This is a genomic window from Paenibacillus sp. TAB_01, assembly GCF_043945595.1.
GTDB lineage: Bacteria > Bacillota > Bacilli > Paenibacillales > NBRC-103111 > Paenibacillus_S.
Map to the genome: position 1 here is coordinate 2,193,868 of NZ_JBIFNP010000001.1, position 18,196 is coordinate 2,212,063.

Annotated in this window: 12 protein-coding genes and 4 pseudogenes; 15 read left to right on the forward strand and 1 reads right to left on the reverse strand. The window is 55.3% G+C overall.

Annotation, left to right across the window (positions count from 1 at the left end; translation table 11 throughout):
- Positions 1-202 precede the first annotated feature (202 nt).
- The 6 genes and pseudogenes from ACHHV8_RS10555 to ACHHV8_RS10580 all read left to right on the forward strand — a co-directional run bounded on the left by ACHHV8_RS10555 (position 203) and on the right by ACHHV8_RS10580 (position 3,708).
- A complete protein-coding gene (locus ACHHV8_RS10555) occupies positions 203-673 on the forward strand; it encodes a hypothetical protein (RefSeq protein WP_395158239.1) in 471 nt (156 codons plus the stop codon).
- 275 nt (positions 674-948) lie between these two features.
- Positions 949-1,860: a selenium metabolism-associated LysR family transcriptional regulator gene (locus ACHHV8_RS10560; RefSeq protein WP_395158240.1), complete on the forward strand. Its 912-nt coding sequence runs from the start codon at positions 949-951 to the stop codon at positions 1,858-1,860.
- Between the two features lie 127 nt (positions 1,861-1,987).
- A complete protein-coding gene (locus ACHHV8_RS10565; protein ID WP_395158241.1) occupies positions 1,988-2,836 on the forward strand; it encodes a PHP domain-containing protein in 849 nt (282 codons plus the stop codon).
- A 68-nt stretch (positions 2,837-2,904) separates the two neighbouring features.
- Positions 2,905-3,027 (forward strand): annotated as a pseudogene (locus ACHHV8_RS10570) (UTP--glucose-1-phosphate uridylyltransferase); the annotation flags it as partial.
- Between the two features lie 67 nt (positions 3,028-3,094).
- Positions 3,095-3,439 carry a sugar phosphate nucleotidyltransferase gene (locus tag ACHHV8_RS10575; RefSeq protein ID WP_395158242.1) on the forward strand — a complete coding sequence of 115 codons (345 nt, stop codon included), beginning with the start codon at positions 3,095-3,097 and terminating at the stop codon, positions 3,437-3,439.
- Positions 3,436-3,708, forward strand: a complete 273-nt coding sequence (locus ACHHV8_RS10580) for a hypothetical protein (RefSeq protein ID WP_395158243.1) — start codon at positions 3,436-3,438, stop codon at positions 3,706-3,708. Before ACHHV8_RS10575 ends, ACHHV8_RS10580 begins: the two co-directional genes overlap by 4 nt.
- 365 nt (positions 3,709-4,073) lie before the next feature.
- Here ACHHV8_RS10580 and ACHHV8_RS10585 read toward each other — a convergent pair.
- Positions 4,074-5,877: pseudogene (locus ACHHV8_RS10585) on the reverse strand (Rqc2 family fibronectin-binding protein).
- 353 nt (positions 5,878-6,230) lie between these two features.
- On the opposite strand from ACHHV8_RS10585, the gene ACHHV8_RS10590 reads away from it, so the two are divergent.
- From ACHHV8_RS10590 to priA, 9 genes and pseudogenes are all read left to right on the forward strand, one after another.
- Entirely contained in the window at positions 6,231-9,011 is a 2,781-nt protein-coding gene (locus ACHHV8_RS10590) for a calcium-translocating P-type ATPase, SERCA-type (protein WP_395158244.1), read from the forward strand.
- A 177-nt stretch (positions 9,012-9,188) separates the two neighbouring features.
- The gene (gene dapF, locus ACHHV8_RS10595; protein WP_395158245.1) at positions 9,189-10,028 is read left to right on the forward strand and encodes a diaminopimelate epimerase; all 840 of its coding nucleotides are present in this window, start codon (positions 9,189-9,191) and stop codon (positions 10,026-10,028) included.
- A gap of 60 nt (positions 10,029-10,088) precedes the next feature.
- On the forward strand, positions 10,089-12,011 hold the full coding sequence (locus ACHHV8_RS10600) for a bifunctional homocysteine S-methyltransferase/methylenetetrahydrofolate reductase (RefSeq protein ID WP_395158246.1): 1,923 nt from the start codon (positions 10,089-10,091) through the stop codon (positions 12,009-12,011).
- A 38-nt stretch (positions 12,012-12,049) separates the two neighbouring features.
- On the forward strand, positions 12,050-12,931 hold the full coding sequence (locus tag ACHHV8_RS10605) for a YicC/YloC family endoribonuclease (protein WP_395158247.1): 882 nt from the start codon (positions 12,050-12,052) through the stop codon (positions 12,929-12,931).
- A 173-nt stretch (positions 12,932-13,104) separates the two neighbouring features.
- Positions 13,105-13,365: an extracellular matrix/biofilm regulator RemA gene (gene remA, locus ACHHV8_RS10610; RefSeq protein WP_009672664.1), complete on the forward strand. Its 261-nt coding sequence runs from the start codon at positions 13,105-13,107 to the stop codon at positions 13,363-13,365.
- The gene (gene gmk / locus ACHHV8_RS10615) at positions 13,349-13,975 is read left to right on the forward strand and encodes a guanylate kinase (RefSeq protein WP_395158248.1); all 627 of its coding nucleotides are present in this window, start codon (positions 13,349-13,351) and stop codon (positions 13,973-13,975) included. The genes remA and gmk overlap by 17 nt, the downstream gene beginning before the upstream one ends.
- 1 nt (position 13,976) lies before the next feature.
- On the forward strand, positions 13,977-14,192 hold the full coding sequence (gene rpoZ / locus ACHHV8_RS10620) for a DNA-directed RNA polymerase subunit omega (RefSeq protein WP_094015012.1): 216 nt from the start codon (positions 13,977-13,979) through the stop codon (positions 14,190-14,192).
- A 60-nt stretch (positions 14,193-14,252) separates the two neighbouring features.
- Positions 14,253-15,463: pseudogene (gene coaBC, locus ACHHV8_RS10625) on the forward strand (bifunctional phosphopantothenoylcysteine decarboxylase/phosphopantothenate--cysteine ligase CoaBC).
- Positions 15,463-18,077, forward strand: a pseudogene (gene priA, locus ACHHV8_RS10630) (primosomal protein N'). The pseudogenes coaBC and priA overlap by 1 nt, the downstream one beginning before the upstream one ends.
- Positions 18,078-18,196 lie beyond the last annotated feature (119 nt).

Genomic DNA, 18,196 nt, shown 5'->3' on the forward strand with positions numbered 1-18,196 from the left:
CCGGGCGGCGCCAGTCAGCCTGCTGTCTATATATTATGCACGAAGCAAGCTTCCGGTTTACCGGAGGCTTTTTTTATTCGGCTGGATGAAATCTAAAGATTTTTTTATTTGGAATCTATTAGCAAATCAAGTAAAATATATATGACTACTATCTTGTACATAGGTTTAAAGGACTATTTTACTAGGCTGGGGGTTGTGGTTAATGAGGGATAAAACGGTACAGCGTTCCATCAACTGCGAGCCGTCTTCTGTTGCTTTAGGAGACAAGAATATAGCGGATATCGTCATTACGAATCATGCCAAAATCCGGTGGGCGGACCGGGTTGAAAGCCAGAAAACCGGGTTTGTGGACATATGCGATTTTTTATGGAACCGGCTGCGTGAAGGACAAGTCAAATCCTATTACAAGAACGGCGAAGACGTTTACGTGGTAGAAGATGACCTGGTTTTTGTAGCGGAGTTTGCCGATTATCACCCGTCGCCCGAATTTGAAATGACTGCGCTTCACCATAGTGCCCCCTCTGCGAGCCAACCGCTGCATCGAATGATTATCGTTACGTTTCTCGGCCGGATGTCCGAAACGATAGAGCTTCGAGACTTGAAATCGTATTATTCCTGGCTGCGTCACTCCCGGCGGATGACCTTGATCAAAAACAGCAGGAAACGCAGGTAGAGGCCGCCAACAACGGCTCAAGCCAAGACGCAGGCGAGCCGTCCCAACAGCTTCATAAGCCAAACCCAGAGCATTCCGTGCTTGCGCGAATTGCTCTTTTTTATTATGTTTGAATCGGTAAGAAAGCCAGTATTTCTGCTTCGCTTCGGAAATGATGACGTCAGGGCGGCTGGAGCGGCAGCTTTCGCGGGTTGCGGGCGGACGGACTTACTTTCGGGGGAAATGGTCTTTTGCTATAATAGGTCTACCAAGGCAAGTTGGAGGTAAGAAAGGCTATGGCACTTAATTTTCATCAGCTTCATATTTTTCATACCGTTGCGGAGAAAGGAAGCTTCTCTAACGCTGCGCAGGCGCTTCATATGACGCAGCCCGCAGTCACGATGCAGGTTCAATCCCTGGAGGACTATTTCGGTACGAAGCTGTTTAACCGTTCCACCAAAAGGATCGAGCTGTCTGAGGCTGGCAGAACGCTGCTTCCCTATGCCAAGCGGAGCATAGAGCTGATGAAGGAAACGGATATCAGCATGTCGAGGTTTACGCATATGCTGGAGGGAAGGCTGCATTTGGGCGCAAGCATGACGGTAGGGGAGTATATTTTACCTCGTCTGCTGGGACCTTTCGGCAAAGAATATCCCAATATTTCAATCAGCTTAAAGGTGATTAATACACGGCAAATTATGGACGAAATTTTGAATCATCAGCTCAATTTCGGTATCGTGGAGGCGGAAGTGCACCATCCCGATGTATATACGGAGGCGGTGCTGAATGACGAGCTGGTGCTGATTGTGCCGCACGATCATCCGCTGGCCCAGGCCGATAAGGTGACGATGGAGGAAGTGCTCAGATACCCGTTCGTACTGCGCGAGCAGGGCTCCGGTACCCGGAGGGTGATGGAGGAACAGCTGGAGCAGGCGGGATACGATCCTTCGGCGATGAAGATAGTAATGGAGCTGGGCAGCACAGGAGCTGTAAAATCCGCGGTCGAGGCGGGTCTCGGCATCTCGATACTGTCGCAATCATCCGTAAAGCATGAGGCCGCATTGGGTGTCCTTCAAGTCAAAATGATTGAAGGCGTCCGTTTCTCGCGCAGCTTTTACGCGATTTATTTGAACTCTACGATCTTGCCTATCTCGGCGGTGACCTTCGTTTCTTTCTTGCGGGAACGGGATTTGAGTCAATGGCTGTAGGCTTTTCAAGACGTTTGGTGGTTGATCTTCATTTGAACTTATCCATCCGAACTTAAATATCCGTTGCACCTGCGGTGACGGTGATCTTTCTTTATGGCACATACGAACAGGGGAGTGAGCGGAACTTATGCTATACGCTGATTTACATACACATACGTTAGCCTCGGACGGAACGCAGGCTCCTGCGGAAAATGTCCGCCTGGCGGCGGCTGCAGGTCTCGGCGCTGTCGCCATTACCGATCATGATACCGTGGCAGGAATCGAAGAGGCGCTTGAAGCGGCCGACAGATACGGAATCACGGTAGTTCCCGGCGTAGAAATCAGCACGGTTGCCGGCGGGACCGATATTCATGTGCTTGGTTATTACATTGATTATACAAGCCGGCAGCTGCTGGACCGGCTGGCCGAGCTGCGCAGCGTGCGGGATAAGCGCAATGACATGATGCTGGAGCGTTTGAACGGCCTCGGCTTGGAAGTGACGATGGCCGGTGTGCTTGCTTCGCTGCAAGCCTCCAAAAAAGCCGACGAATCGATAGGCAGACCGCACATTGCCGATGCGCTGGTACGCAAAGGGTACGTCGCTTCAATGGCGGAAGCGTTCGACCGTTATTTGGGCAAGGACGGAGCGGCATATGTCAACCCTCCGCGGATCGGGCCGCAAACGGCGCTGCAGTGGATTGTGGAGGCTGGCGGTGTACCGGTGCTGGCGCATCCCGGCTTATATGGCCAGGACGAGCTGATTGGCGAGCTGGCCGGTCTGGGCTTAGCGGGCCTGGAGGTATACCACTCCGACCATTCGCCGGAGCAGGAAGCCCATTATTTGGCTCTGGCCGAGCGGCATCGTCTTATTGTAACCGCAGGCTCCGACTTTCATGGAGAGCGCAACGGGGTCGTCTTTCATGCGCCGGTCGGTGCGCGTAAAACGGACATCCGCGTTCTGGAGCAGCTTAAGCAAGTAAAGGAGAGCCGCAAATGACCATTCGCAAAGCGATTATTCCGGCCGCGGGCCTAGGCACCCGGTTTTTGCCGGCCACCAAAGCGCAGCCGAAGGAAATGCTGCCGATCGTCGATAAACCGGCGATTCAATATATTGTTGAGGAAGCGATAGCCTCCGGTATCGAGGATATTATGATCGTAACTGGACGCAATAAGAGAGCGATCGAGTGACCATTTCGACAAATCCGTCGAACTGGAATGGATGCTTGAGGAGAAAGGCAACCAAGAGCTTCTGCACATGGTTCAGACGATATCGAATCTCGCGGATGTCCATTATATTCGGCAAAAACAGCCGCTTGGCCTTGGACATGCGGTGCTGTGCGCGCGTAAGTTTATCGGCAACGAGCCGTTCGCGGTGCTGCTGGGGGACGATATTATCCAGTCGGAGCCGCCCTGTTTAAAGCAAATGATCGATTTGTACGATCAGACGAATACGTCCGTCATCGCCGCGCAAGAGGTGCCTTGGGACGATGTTGATAAATACGGCATTATTTCGCCCTCGCAAAATAACGATTCGCACCTCTATATCAGCGACCTGATCGAGAAGCCGGGCCGCTCCAGGCGCCGTCGAATCTGGCGGTGATCGGGCGCTATATTTTGACGCCTGAAATTTTTGGGATTCTGGAGAAGTGCGAGCCGGGGCGCGGCGGAGAAATTCAGCTGACAGACGGGCTCCGCATCCTGAACAAGGAAAGGCAGATGGTCGCGTACCCGATTCAAGGGAAACGCTACGACGTAGGGGACAAGCTCGGATATATCGAAGCGACCATCGAGATTGCGCTGCAGCGGACGGATCTTCAGGACGAGCTGAAGTCTTATCTGCGTAAATTGACCGATCCGTGGAAGGCGTGACGGTAGCCGGCAGCTGCTCCGCAGCAGGAGCTGCAGGCACAGCATGGCCGGCCCGCGCGTAGCGCTTCCGCAAACTCGGGATGCGGCTTGGCGGCAGGAGCTGCAGGGCCTGGTATGGCTACGGGAGTGCCGACCTTGCTGTGCTGGGAGCGGGCGGTTCTTGCCTTGCTTGTCCCAGAACGAAGGCTCAGCTTCTATTCTATGTCCTATGCGCGCCGCTTGTCAGAGCGGACTCGGCATAACGAAAAAACTTGCAGACCGGAAGGAAAAATTCCTTCGGTGCTGCAAGTTTTTTTGTTTGCTTCGGCTATGCCGTTCCGTCGCCGGAGCTGATTGTGCAATGACGCTTCATTAATAAAATGCAGCTATTTTACGCTCACCGGCATTCGTTTCATCGCTTCGGCGTCCGGCGTGACGAACAGCGTTTTCTGATGGTCGTAAATGACGAAGCCGGGCTTCGCTCCGCTCGGCTTGCGGACATGCTTGATCAGTGTGAAGTCGACCGGTACCTGGCTCGACTCCTTCGCTTGACTGTAAAATGCTGCCAGCTGAGCCGCCTCGTGCAGTGTAGCTTCGCCGTATTGCGGACTGCGGATCACGACGTGCGAGCCCGGAATATCCTTGGTATGCAGCCACGTATCGGCGGCCTGGGCAAGCCGGTTGGTCAAGTACTCGTTCTGCGTATTGTTCTTGCCGACGTAGATAGGGATTCCCTCGCTGGAGGTAAAGCAGGAAAGAAGCGGCTTGGCGTTCGCCTTCTTTTTCCGCGTCTTTTTGCTGCTGGTCCCGGATGTAGCCCTGCTCGACCAGCTCTTCGCGGATTTCCTCGATATCTCCAAGCGAGGCGATGTGAAGCTGCTGCAGCAGGCTGTCGAGATAAGCGATTTCCTTATGCGTTTGCTCCAGCTGTTCGCGGACGGCGATCAGGCTGTTTTTGCTTTTCGTATATTTTTTAAAATATTTTTGCGCATTTTCGGACGGCGTCAGCAGCGGGTCCAGCGGGATGCTCACCGTCCGCTGCTCCACATCGTAATAGTTGACGACTTCAATCGTCGTCTCGCCCTTTTGAAGCTGGTGCATGGAGGCCGTGAGCAGCTCCCCGAGGATCCGAAACTTGTCGGCGTCCTTCGCGTCTTCCAGCGTTTCCTGCAGCTTCTCCAGCTTTTTCACGTTTTTGGCCCGTTCATTCTGGAGAAAACGAAGCAGATCGGATACCCGCTGCTTGACCGTGTCGCGCTCTGCCTTATCTCCATAGAAGGCTTCCAGGCACTCGCTGACCGTCGAAAAACGTGTTATCGAGCCTTGAATATGCGTCAGCTCAAGGATTGAAAAATAAGCTTTGCCGTTCGGCTGCCGCTCGCAAATCTGCGGCTCGCTTTGCCCCTGCTTCATACGCTCGATTAGCTCGCGGAAAGGCTCCCACAGCAGCGCGGCGTTCGCTTCGTCGGTATTCGCGACGGTCAGCGCAGGGCTTGTGCGGTAGACCAGCTCTTTGGCCACCAGCGGGCTGAACCCGCTGATGCGGTTTACAATGCGCTGCTCCCAGGTTTCCTGCCCCGGCCCGGCTGCCGGCGGTCTGCTGTCTTCCGTTTCTTCCGCTTCGGGAAGCGGGGAGGTGAGCAGCTGGACGAATGCATCCTTGGTTAATTCGAAGGGATGCGTCTTGTGCTGCTCCGGCGGTGCGGTATAGCGGCTGCCCGGCATGACGATGCGGTAGCTGCTGATAGCAGGCGTGACGTGGTGAATTCCGTCGACGATCGTGCCTGTGGCAGGATCGATCAGAATAATGTTGCTGTGACGCCCCATAATTTCGATAATGAGCGTCTTGATGCTCACATCGCCCAGCTCATCTCTTTGGCGGATTTGCATATGAATGACCCGTTCCATGCCGGGCTGCGTTACGCTCTCGATAATCCCGCTCTCGCAGTGCTTGCGCAGCAGCATGCAGAACATGGGAGCTTCCATCGGATTGATGAAATTTTGCTCGGTAAAATGTACTCTCGGATATGTCGGATTGGCCGAGAGCAGCAGCTTGCGGTTGCTGCCCTGCGCTCTGAGCTGAAGCACGATATCATGAGCCGAGGGCATGTGTACTTTATTGATCCGTCCGCCTGTGCAGGCTTGAAGCTCCTGCACAAGGGAGTGGACGACGAGTCCGTCTAACGACATAACTGTGACAACTCCATTTCGCGTACTGCTATAATGTATGAACGTTTTGCCTGTAATGTGGAGGAACGAGGAGGGCCCCGAGGCGATAACTTTAAGCGCCCAAGCTTTCTCGAGCTCCAAGAGACCTGGAGTCCCTTTAAAGGTCGAATCCTGCGTCTTCCACTCTCTATCATGCCATAATTTGAACAAAAACTTAAGTCCGTTTTCTTTTGACAGCTATTTGTTCCTATCCTGGGGTGCTAAACTGCGGCTTGTCTGAATAAACATGATGGTAGAGGCTGTCCTAGCGGAAGCCGTATTCGGGACAGTATCAGTACAACCTTTTCTAGTGCCTTTTGGGAGGGAATAAGCAGATGGCTCACAAACAGTGGTATCAAATGACGGCGGAAGAAATTTTGCAGACGCAGCAAATCGAACCGTCCAAAGGACTGTCAACCGAAGAAGCCGGGAAGCGGCTGGAGGAGCATGGCCGAAACGAATTGTCCGAGGGGGCCAAGGTCTCTCCGGTCGCATTGTTTTTGAACCAATTCAAGGATTTCATGGTTCTCGTGCTGATGGGGGCGACACTCATTTCCGGGCTGCTCGGGGAGTACCTGGATGCGATCACGATTATCGCCATTATTATCATGAACGGAATTCTGGGCTTCGTCCAGGAATTCCGGGCAGAGCGTTCGCTCCGCGCATTGAAGGAGCTGTCGGCTCCGAATGCCAAGGTGCTCCGCAACGGATCGCTGGAGCTTCTGCCTGCCAAGGATCTGGTTCCTGGAGATATCGTGCTGCTGGAAAGCGGGGACCGGATTCCCGCGGATCTGCGGTTTCTGGAAGCCAACAGCCTGTACGTAGAGGAATCCGCGCTGACCGGGGAGTCGGTTCCCGTCAGCAAGCATACGGACATGCTCGCCAATGATGAAGTGCCGCTTGGGGATCAGCGCAATCTCGGCTTCATGGGAACGATGATTACCCGGGGAACGGCCAGAGGGATCGTTGTCCGCACGGGGATGGCTACCGAGATGGGGAAAATCGCGGACTTGATTCAAAGCACGGAATCGATGGAAACGCCGCTCCAGCACCGCCTCGAGCAGCTGGGGAAACTCCTTATTATCGTTGCGCTTGCGCTGACCGTCGTGGTCGTGATCGCAGGCATTGTGCACGGTCAGGAGCCTTACGGCATGTTCCTCGCCGGCGTCAGCCTGGCTGTCGCGGCCATTCCCGAGGGGCTTCCGGCCATCGTCACCATTGCGCTGGCGCTTCGGGTCCAGCGCATGATTCAACGCAAAGCGATCGTACGCAAGCTTCCTTCCGTGGAAACGCTCGGCTGCGCCTCGGTTATCTGCTCGGACAAAACGGGCACGCTGACGCAAAACAAAATGACCGTCACGCATCTATGGGTGGGCGGCGAGATTCTGGAAGTCACCGGAGACGGCTACGATCCCAGGGGAGATATTCTGCAGAACGGAAAGTCGGCGGATATCCGCAACAATCAGATGCTGAGAAGGCTGCTGCAGGTATCCGTACTGTGCAATAACGCTTCTTTATTTGAGGAGAAAGCGGAGCACAAGCGGAAAAAGGGAGCCGACGAGGAGCCCGCGGGCACCTGGAATATTAAAGGCGACCCGACCGAGGGCGCGCTGGTGGTGCTGGGGGCAAAGGCGGGTTTGACGCATCAATCGGTAGACGGGCTGTACCGCCGGATCGGCGAGTTTCCGTTCGATTCGGAACGCAAGCGCATGTCGGTGCTCGTCGAGCATCAAGGCGGACGGATGGTCTGCACCAAGGGAGCGCCGGACGTGCTGCTGCAGCAGTGCAGCTATGTGCTGTGGGAAAACCGCGTCATTCCTTTCACGCAGACGCTGAAGCAAAAGGTGCTGGCCGCAAATGAAGGCATGGCCAAAAACGCGCTTCGCGTGCTCGGGCTGGCTTTCCGCGAGGTCAAGCCGACCGAGCGGTGCGAGGAGGAGTACGAGGTCGAGAACGGGCTCGTCTTTATCGGACTGACCGGCATGATCGATCCGCCGCGCAAAGAGGTCCGCGACGCTATCGCCAAGTGCCGCAAGGCGGGCATTAAAACGGTTATGATTACGGGCGACCACCAATCGACGGCGGAGGCGATCGCGAAGCAGCTCGGCATCATGCCTTCAAACGGCGGTCTCGCCTTGAACGGACAGCAGCTGAGCCAAATGGACGACGACGAGCTGGACGGCCGCGTCGAGGATACGTATGTGTATGCGCGGGTTTCACCCGAGCATAAGCTTCGCATCGTCAAGGCGCTGCAGCGTAAAGGGCATGTCGTAGCGATGACCGGCGACGGGGTGAACGATGCGCCGGCGATCAAAGCGGCGGATATCGGGATTGCCATGGGCATCAGCGGCACCGACGTTTCCAAAGAGGCGTCCGCACTGGTGCTGAGCGACGACAATTTTGCTACGATCGTCGCCGCGATTGAGGAAGGACGCGGGATTTACGAGAACATCCGCAAGTTTATCCGCTATCTGCTGGCCTCCAACGTCGGCGAAATCATGACGATGTTCCTGGCGATGATGGCGGGGCTGCCGCTGCCGCTCGTGCCGATTCAGATTTTGTGGGTCAATCTGGTGACGGATGGACTGCCTGCGATGGCGCTTGGCGTGAACCAAGCGGAAAAAGATTTAATGCAGCAGAAGCCGCGCGGCGCGCGGGAAAATATTTTTGCCCGCCGGTTAGGATGGAAGATCATCAGCCGCGGTATCCTGATCGGGCTGTGCACGTTGGCGGCCTTCTGGATCGTGCTGAAGCAGGGAGAAGGCGACGACGCGCTGGTGAAGGCTCAAACCGTAGCGTTCGCAACGCTCGTTATGGCGCAGCTGATCCATGTATTCGACTGCCGCAGCTCCCGGTCGATCTTCCACCGCAATCCGCTGCAAAATATGTATTTGGTGCTGGCCGTGCTGTCCTCGCTCGTTTTGATGCTGGCTGTGCTGTATATTCCACAGCTTCAGCCGATTTTCAAGACGGTTCCTCTTCACTGGATGGATTGGATCATCGTGCTGATCTTCGCAGGAATTCCAACCTTCCTGATGGGAATTGGCAGCGTGATGAGCAAGCCGGCCAAAAAGAAAACGCTCCGGTATGGCGGCGCCAAGCCCGTAGCGAGATAAGAGGCTTCAAGAAAAACCGGTTTACGGGCAGAACGGCCCGCAAGCCGGTTTCTTGCTTTTTCCGGCGAAATAGCGTAAAATTTGGCGGAAAAACTATGCACGGCCCTTCATTTGCGTTATGATAATGGCTAAACCGGATTTGAGCATGAGATGCAAGGAAAGCAGGGGAGACATACGATGAATTTTACCAAAATGCATGGACTGGGCAATGATTTCATCGTCGTTGCGGGCGAACAGCAGCTGCCGCCGGACGCAAGCGAGCTTGCGGTCCGGTTGTGCAGCCGTTTTTTCGGTATCGGAGCGGACGGTTTGGTATATATACTGCCTTCGGATAAGGCGGATTATAAAATGCGGATCATTAATTCGGACGGCTCGGAATCCGAGCAGTGCGGCAATGCGGTCCGCTGCGTCGCGAAATATGTTTACGAGCACGGCATGGTCGACGCGTCGGCGCACGAGCTGACGATTGAAACAATTGGCGCAGGGGCGCAAAAGGTGCAGCTGGCGGTCGAGAACGGCATTGTAACAGCTGTACGCGTCGATATGGGGGCGCCGATTTTACGCGGAACGGAAGTGCCGACGGCGGTGGATCAAGAGGTTGTGTTGAATTATCCGCTTGAGGTGGACGGCGTCGAGTTCCGCTTTACTGCGGTATCGATGGGGAACCCGCACTGCGTCATTTATGTCGACGACGCGGTACAGTTCGACTTGAACACATGGGGGCCGAAGCTGGAGGTGCACCCGATGTTTCCGCGCCGCGTGAACGTCGAGTTTGCAACCGTCAAAGCGAAGAATTACATGGATATGCGCGTTTGGGAGCGCGGAGCCGGCCCTACGCTTGCCTGCGGTACCGGAGCCTGCGCGACGCTCGTTTCTTCCGTTCTGAACGGTCTGTCCGACCGGACGGCGACGGTTTCTCTGAAGGGCGGCGATTTGTTCATTGAATGGAACGAAGAGGATAATCATGTCTATATGACAGGCCCCGCCGAACAGGTTTACGAAGGAACGGTGTCGTGAGAACCGGCTGCTTTACCGTTTTCATTCATTATGTCTAGGGGAAAGGCGGGACCGAAGAAGATGAAGCTTGATTTAAGAGAAACGCTCCGCCGGCACATATTGGTTGGCGACGGGGCGATGGGGACGTACTTGTATCAGATGGGCTTTCCGGTGGGCATTTCTTATGAGGAGCTTAATTTGCTCAAGCCGGATGTTATAGCGGACGTGCACCGCCGTTATTATGAAGCGGGGGCGCGGCTTATCGAAACCAACACCTTCTCGGCTACGCGCGAGAAGCTGTCCAAATACGGGCTCGAAGAAGAGGTCGAGGCGATCAACCGTGCGGGCGTCGCCTTGGCGCGCAACGCAGTGGGAGCCGATGCTTACGTGGTTGGGGCAATCGGCTCGATTCGCGGCGGTAAGCGCAAAAATGTCCGCACTTCCAAGGTGAAGGACGATTTCCGCCAGCAGGTGGAAGTGCTTGCGGACAGCGGAGTCGACGGCTTTTTGCTTGAAACGTTCTATGATCTCGAGGAGCTGCTGCTCGTGCTCAAGACGATCCGCAAAATAAGCGACCAGCCGGTGATCTGCCAGTTTGCTACGGAAGGCACCGGCACGACGCATGACGGCGTGTCGCTTCCCGATGCGTTTGCGAAGCTGGCGCACAGCGGAGCCGACGTAGTCGGCTTTAACTGCCGCAGCGGTCCGAACGGCCTGCTTCGCTCCCTGGAAAGGGTGGCAGGTTTGCAGGATGGGCTACCGTTCTCCGTCTTCCCGAATGCGGGCATCCCGGATTATGTGGACGGACGCTTTACTTATGCGGCGACTCCGCAATATTTTGCCGAAACCGCGCTGAAGTTTGCGGACTTGGGCGCGCGGATTATCGGCGGGTGCTGCGGTACGACCCCTGAGCATATTGCCGCGATGGCTCAAGCTCTGAACGGGTACACGCCTCAGCCGGTGGAGCAGCTTTCGGCAGAGCCGGCGAATACAGAGGCGAGCGGTTCTGCAGCATCCGGCGCGGCGGCTCCGTTAACGGTCATTAGCGGCACGGCCGCTTCCGATGGCGCGGCGCCAGTACCGCCGGAGGAGCCGAACATCGTCGATCTGGTCAAGCAGCGCCATACGGTCATCGTAGAGCTGGATCCTCCGCGCGACCTGGATATAGACAAGTTTATGAAGGGCGCGCAGGCCTTGAAGGAAGCGCACGTCGATGCGCTGACGATGGCGGATAACTCGCTTGCGGTAACCCGGATGAGCAATCTTGCTTTGGGCTATCTGGTCAAGGAACAGACAGGCCTTCGGCCCCTTATTCATATCGCCTGCCGGGACCGCAACATGATCGGAACCCAGTCGCATATGATGGGACTCCATGCTCTTGGGATCGATCACGTGCTCGCGGTAACCGGCGATCCGGCGCGGTTCGGCGATTTGCCCGGCTCCAGCTCCGTTTATGACTTGACTTCTTTTGAAATTATCCGCATGATTAAGCAGTTGAACGAGGGCGTAGCCTTTTCCGGCAAAGCGCTGAAGAAGAAGGCGAACTTTATCGTCGGGGCAGCGTTTAATCCCAATGTCAAATATTTGGAGAAAGCGGTCCAGCGGCTGGAACGGAAAATCGAGGCGGGCGCGGACTATATTATGACCCAGCCGGTTTATAACGCCGAGCTGATCGAGAAAATCTACGAAGCGACCAAGCATTTGAACGTGCCGATTTTTATCGGCATCATGCCGCTGGCGAGCGGCGGGAACGCCGTGTATCTTCATAATGAGGTGCCCGGCATCCAACTGTCCGACGAAGTACGCCAGCGGATGGGAGACCTCAAGGGCGAGGAAGGCCGTGCGATGGGGGTTCAAATCGCCAAGGAGCTGCTCGATACGGCGATGAAGTATTTTAACGGCATTTATTTGATGACGCCGTTCCTTTCCTACGATATGACGGTGCAGCTGACGAACTACGTTTGGGAGCAGACCGGACGGTTAGTTTCCACTTGTACCCATTAGGAAAATGAATTAATATAGAATAACGGATGTGAATGCCCATGGCTATCAGTATGACCGGCTTCGGACAAGCAAGCCGTTCTTTTGCCGGGTATACGGTGCAGATCGACGTGAAATCGGTCAACCACCGCTATTGCGAGATTATGGTCCGGATGCCGAGAGAATGGCTGAAATACGAGGACCTGCTTAAACAAACCGTGCAGCGAAAAGTCAAGCGCGGACGTGTGGATGTGTTCGTCACTATCGAAAGGGACGCTTCCGCTTCCAGGTCTATCGAGCTGAATTGGCCTTTGGCTGAAGCCTATCATACGGCTGCAGAGCAGCTGAAGGAACGCTTCGGCTTAACGGACTCGCTGACGGCTCGCGATTTATTGCACATCCCTGAGCTTGTTTCCTTTCAACAAGGCGAGGCTGCGGCGGAAGACGAAATCGAACGGGAGCTGTCGGATTGCGCCGAGGAAGTGACGGAGCAGCTGGTTCGCATGCGCGCCGCCGAAGGCAAGCATCTTGCCGCAGATACGGAACAGCGCCTGCACATTCTGGAAGGGCTGGTCGAACAGGCAAGGCAGCTGGCGCCGCAGATCGTTACGCAGTATGCCGAGAAGCTGCGTGCGCGCATCCAGGACTTCATGCAGCAGCCGGTCGTGGATGAGACCCGTCTTGCCACCGAGGTGGCGCTGCTTGCGAACCGCGCGAACGTAGACGAGGAAATGACCCGTCTGCAGAGCCATTTTCAACAGTGCCGGGAACTGCTTCAATCGGCGGAGCCGATCGGCCGAAAGCTCGATTTCCTTGTGCAGGAAATGAACAGGGAAGTGAACACCATCGGCTCCAAGGCGAACCATGCCGGATTGACCGCGCTGGTCGTGGAAATGAAGGCCGAGCTGGAGAAAATGAGGGAACAAATCCAAAATATGGAGTAAGCTGGTATAGCTTTCGGGCTTCAGGCTTACAATGAATTTAAGATGACTTGCGATGCGGCTTCCGTTCGGGAGCTATAGCTTACGCTATAATGCTGCTTTCTTGCTGAGAAATTCAGCAGATGCATAGACGCTTACGATGTAGCTTCCTTTCGGGGGCTTTTGGGAGGAAAAAGATGGCTATCAAACTTATTAATATCGGTTTCGGCAATATTGTATCCGCAAATCGAATCATTTCCATCGTGAGTCCGGAATCCGCTCCGATCAAACGGATTATCCAAGAAGCGCGCGACCGTCACATGCTGATTGACGCGACCTATGGCCGTCGCACGCGTGCGGTGATTATTACGGACAGCGATCATGTCATCTTATCTGCGGTGCAGCCTGAAACGGTGGCCCATCGACTTTCCAATAAGGACGATGATCATGACGAGTAGGGAAAAAGGAATTTTGATTGTATTATCAGGACCGTCCGGCGTAGGAAAGGGTACGGTATGCAAAGCGCTGCGCGAATGCACACCGGAGCTTATTTACTCCGTATCCGCAACGACACGCGAACCGCGCGAGGGCGAAGTGGAGGGCGTGAACTATTTTTTCAAGACGAAAGAGCAGTTTCAGCAGCTGATCCGCGACGATCAAGTGCTGGAATGGGCGGAATATGTCGGTAATTATTACGGCACTCCAAGAAGATTCGTTGAGGATACTTTGAATGCCGGTAAAGATATTATTTTGGAAATTGAAGTTCAGGGCGCTTTGAAGGTCAAACAGAAGTTTCCGCAAGGCGTGTTTATATTCCTGCTGCCTCCTTCGATGGATGAGCTGGAGAACCGCATCGTAGGCCGCGGCACGGAATCCGAAGAATCGATCCGCAGCCGGATGTCGGTAGCTATGGATGAAATCCGTTTAATGGAGCATTATGATTATGCGATTGTGAACGACCGTGTCGAGCACGCCTGTGCTCGCATTAACGCGATTATCGAAGCGGAGCATTGCCGTAAAGATAGAGTAGTCAATAAAATCAAACAATGGATGGCAGAGGTGAAATAGCATGTTATATCCTTCAATTGACAAGCTGTTAGATAAAGTGGACAGCAAATATTCATTGGTCGTAGCGGCGGCTAAGCGTGCAAGATTGCTGCGTGACGGTTCCAAAACCGAGGTTCGCAACAAACGTTCCCACAAATTCGTAGGTCTGGCGTTGGAAGAGATTTATGAAGATCATATCTCTTACGAGAAGCTGCCGAGTAAAGAATTAATAAAGTAACACCACTCCAACAACCCTCCGTGGTTGTTATTTTTTTCTCGAAGCGAGGAGGCAGGACGGATGTTGAAGGGAAAAACGATACTGCTGGGCGTCAGCGGGGGCATTGCGGCCTACAAAGGCGCAGCTCTCTGCAGCAAGCTGGCTCAGGCCGGGGCGGACGTCAGAGTGATTATGACAGAGTCGGCGACCAAATTTATTGCGCCGCTGACGTTCCAAACGTTGTCCCGGCATGATGTAATTGTCGATACGTTCGATGAAAAGGACGCTTCGGTCGTGTCGCATATCGATTTGGCGGACCGGGCGGACCTGGTCATTGTGGCGCCCGCAACGGCCAATACGATTGCCAAAATGGCTCTAGGGCTCGGAGACGATATGCTGAGCACGACCCTGCTCGCAACCACCGCGCCCATTTTGGTGGCGCCGGCAATGAATGTGCATATGTACGCGCATCCGGCCGTTCAAGCGAATATGAACACGCTGGCGGAACGCGGAGTGCTGTTCGTAGAGCCGGGAACCGGACAGCTGGCCTGCGGCTATGTTGGAAAAGGGCGGCTGGAGGAGCCGGAGCAAATCGTGGAGGCGGTCCGCCGTTTTTTTGCGGATAAAGAGCTGCTGAGAGGTAAGAAAGTGCTGGTGACGGCAGGCGGCACGGTGGAGAGAATCGACCCTGTCCGTTATTTGACGAATGATTCTTCCGGCAAAATGGGGTTTGCCATCGCCGAAGCGGCTCTTCTCATGGGCGCCGAGGTGACGCTGGTTAGCGGGAAGACGACGGCCGTTCCGCCGCAAGGGTCCGGATCGTTCAGGTGGAGTCCGCTGTACAGATGCTTGACGCTGTCGTGGCGCGAATGCCGGAGGCGGATATTGTAATCAAGGCGGCGGCTGTTGCGGACTATCGTCCGGCCGAGCAGGCGGATCAGAAGATCAAGAAGAAGGAAGACGAAATGACGCTGAAGCTGGTCAAAAATCCGGATATTTTGCAGACGATCGGACAGCTGAAAACGAATCAGTTCATCGTCGGCTTTGCTGCGGAGACGCAAAATATCGATGAGCACGCGATGGACAAGCTGAGCCGGAAGCGGTGTGATCTGCTGGTCGCCAATGACGTGACGCAGGAAGGCGCGGGCTTCGGCACCGATACGAATGTCGTTCGGATTTATGATGCCGGCGGACTTGTTGAGGCGCTGCCTGTGATGACGAAGCGGGAGGTAGCTCGGCAGCTGCTGATGCATGTGGCTGAACGGATGCCGAAAGGAGATCGGGCGAACTGATGTACGCAAAGGTCATTGTGGATGTACCGGCGAAGCAGACCAACCGTCCTTTCGATTACTCGGTGCCGGCCTCGCTCCGGGATTGGGTTGCAGTAGGCAGCCGGGTCAGCGTTCCGTTCGGTCCGAGAAAGCTGCAGGGGTTTGTCGTTCAGCTGGATGAACAAACGGACCTGGACCCGGCGAAAGTAAAGCCGATTGCGGATATCCTCGATTTGTCCCCGCCTTTGACGCCCGATTTGGTTCAGCTCGCCCGCTGGATCAGCAGAACCTATTTATGCCATGAGATTACGGCGCTGCAGGCGATGATTCCCGGCGCGCTGAAAGCGAAATACGAACGGCACGTCCGTGTAAGAGAAGAGGTGGAAACGGCCGGCGGCCAGGCTCAGCACAGCTTTTTGCTGCCTGCCCAGCAGGAGATCATCCGGTATGTCGCCAGCAAGGGCTCGGTAGAAATGGGGGCGCTGCTGCACAAATTCGGCTCGGAGAGCAAGCTGATTCAAGAGCTGATGGCCGAAGGGCACCTCCAGGAGGTGCAGATGATCAAGGACCGCATGAACACGAAAAAAGTGCTGACCGTGTTTCCTCCCGAGGATGGCAGCCAGCTGCGGGAATGGGCGGAGCAGCTGCCCGCCAGATCGGCCAAGCAAAAGGAAGTTCTGCTGTATTTGGCCGAACGGCCGGTACCGGTGAAGCTGACGGAGCTGCTGAACGAGCTTGGCATCAGCGCCGGTACGGTGAAAAGTCTGGCGGATAAAGGCTGGCTTGCGCTACGCGAGGTGGAGGTATTTCGCGATCCATACTCCAGCCGTTCGTTTCAACGAACGGCGCCGCTGTCTTTGATGCCGGAGCAGCAGCAGGTATTCGAACGGATTGCCCGTCCGGTTGCCGAGCGGGAGCATCGCGTATTTCTGCTGCATGGGGTGACGGGGAGCGGGAAAACCGAGGTATATCTGCAGTCGATTCAGACCTGCTTAGACCAAGGCCGCGAAGCGATTGTGCTCGTGCCCGAGATTTCGCTGACGCCTCAGATGGTGGAACGGTTTAAAGGGAGATTCGGCGATCTGGTCGCCGTGATGCACAGCCGATTGTCTCACGGAGAGCGGTATGATGAATGGCGTAAAATTATGCAAAAGCAGGTGCGCGTCGTGATAGGAGCGCGGTCGCGATTTTCGCTCCGTTTACGCAAATCGGCCTTATTATTATAGATGAAGAGCATGAATCCTCTTACAAGCAGGAAGAAAGCCCGAAATACCATGCGCGTGATGTAGCTGTAGCCCGCGCTTCGCAGCATGAAGCGGTCGTCGTGCTGGGCTCGGCGACGCCGTCGCTCGAGAGCATGTACGGCACCCTGCAGGAATCTGCGGCCGTCAAAAGCGCGTCGCAGCCGGCGCAGAGCTATTCCAATAGAGCTATGGTCCGCGCCGGACAAATGGATGTTTTCGCCCTGACCGAGGATCCTCCAGCATTGGGGAGCGAGCCGGCTGCCGATCCGACGGAGCGGCGGGTCCGCTTTGAGCTGCTTACGATGCATAAGCGGGTGGAAGGCCGTCCGCTGCCCCGCGTGAACATAGTGGATATGAGGGAGGAACTGCGTGAGGGAAATCGTTCGATGTTCAGCCGGGCCTTGTATAAAGCGATTGAAGAACGGTTACACAAGAAAGAACAGACCGTTTTGCTGCTGAACCGGCGGGGCTATTCGACGTTCGTCATGTGCCGCACGTGCGGCTATGTGGCGGAATGCCCGCACTGCGACATCTCGCTGACCTATCATCAAAGCTCGCGGGCGATCCGCTGCCATTACTGCGGCTATGCCGAACGGGAGCTTGCTCTGTGCCCGAGCTGCGGCAGCGAGCATATCCGGCACTTCGGCACGGGAACGCAGCGGGTCGAGGAGGAGCTGACGAAGCTGTTCCCGGGCATCCGCGTCATCCGCATGGATGTAGACACGACGACGGAGAAGGGCTCGCATGAGAAATGGCTGACAATGTTCCGCAACCGCCAGGCGGATCTTCTGCTTGGCACCCAGATGGTAGCCAAAGGGCTCGATTTCCCGCATGTGACGCTGGTTGGGGCTCTGGCTGCGGATACGGTGCTGAACCTGCCGGATTTCCGGGCGGCGGAGCGAGCCTTTCAGCTGCTGACGCAGGTGGCGGGCCGCGCGGGACGCCATCAGCTGCCTGGCGAAGTTTTCGTGCAGACGTATGCGCCCGAGCATTACAGTATCCTGAGCGCCAGCCGGCACGACTATGAAAGCTTTATGGAAAAGGAAATGACGCTGCGCAAATTTCATGAATATCCGCCGTTTCACCGGCTGATTTTGATTACTTTGTCGCATGAACAAATACCGCTGCTGATGCGGACGGCTGAATCGCTGGCTTCCCGATTGAAGGAGCTTGCGAAGGAGCTTCACCCGATGCCTATTGAGGTTTTGGGCCCTGTGGCTTCGCCGATCTCCCGAATCAAAGATAGATATCGGTTTCAATGCATGATAAAATATCGGGGGGAAGCGTCGATATCCGGGCTTGTGCAGCAGGCGGTCGCCGGCTTTGAGGAGCTGGAGCGGCAGCAGAAGCTGACGATCAGCGTCGATGTGGATCCTCAAGTATTAATGTAGGTTTATTTGTCGTTTTACGAAACAAGACGAGGATCTTTAACTTAAGGAATATTCATATACTTAATATAAATCAAGCGTTGAACAGAGGTCATACGCTCATAGACGAAAGGTGTGCTCAT

Coding starts and splice junctions, on each gene's coding strand:
- ACHHV8_RS10560 (WP_395158240.1), top strand. CDS start 949: ATGGCACTTAATTTTCATCAGCTTCATATTTTTCATACCGTTGCGGAG.
- dapF (WP_395158245.1), top strand. CDS start 9,189: ATGAATTTTACCAAAATGCATGGACTGGGCAATGATTTCATCGTCGTT.
- rpoZ (WP_094015012.1), top strand. CDS start 13,977: ATGTTATATCCTTCAATTGACAAGCTGTTAGATAAAGTGGACAGCAAA.
- gmk (WP_395158248.1), top strand. CDS start 13,349: ATGATCATGACGAGTAGGGAAAAAGGAATTTTGATTGTATTATCAGGA.
- ACHHV8_RS10575 (WP_395158242.1), top strand. CDS start 3,095: ATGGTTCAGACGATATCGAATCTCGCGGATGTCCATTATATTCGGCAA.
- ACHHV8_RS10565 (WP_395158241.1), top strand. CDS start 1,988: ATGCTATACGCTGATTTACATACACATACGTTAGCCTCGGACGGAACG.
- remA (WP_009672664.1), top strand. CDS start 13,105: ATGGCTATCAAACTTATTAATATCGGTTTCGGCAATATTGTATCCGCA.
- ACHHV8_RS10600 (WP_395158246.1), top strand. CDS start 10,089: ATGAAGCTTGATTTAAGAGAAACGCTCCGCCGGCACATATTGGTTGGC.
- ACHHV8_RS10555 (WP_395158239.1), top strand. CDS start 203: ATGAGGGATAAAACGGTACAGCGTTCCATCAACTGCGAGCCGTCTTCT.
- ACHHV8_RS10590 (WP_395158244.1), top strand. CDS start 6,231: ATGGCTCACAAACAGTGGTATCAAATGACGGCGGAAGAAATTTTGCAG.
- ACHHV8_RS10605 (WP_395158247.1), top strand. CDS start 12,050: ATGGCTATCAGTATGACCGGCTTCGGACAAGCAAGCCGTTCTTTTGCC.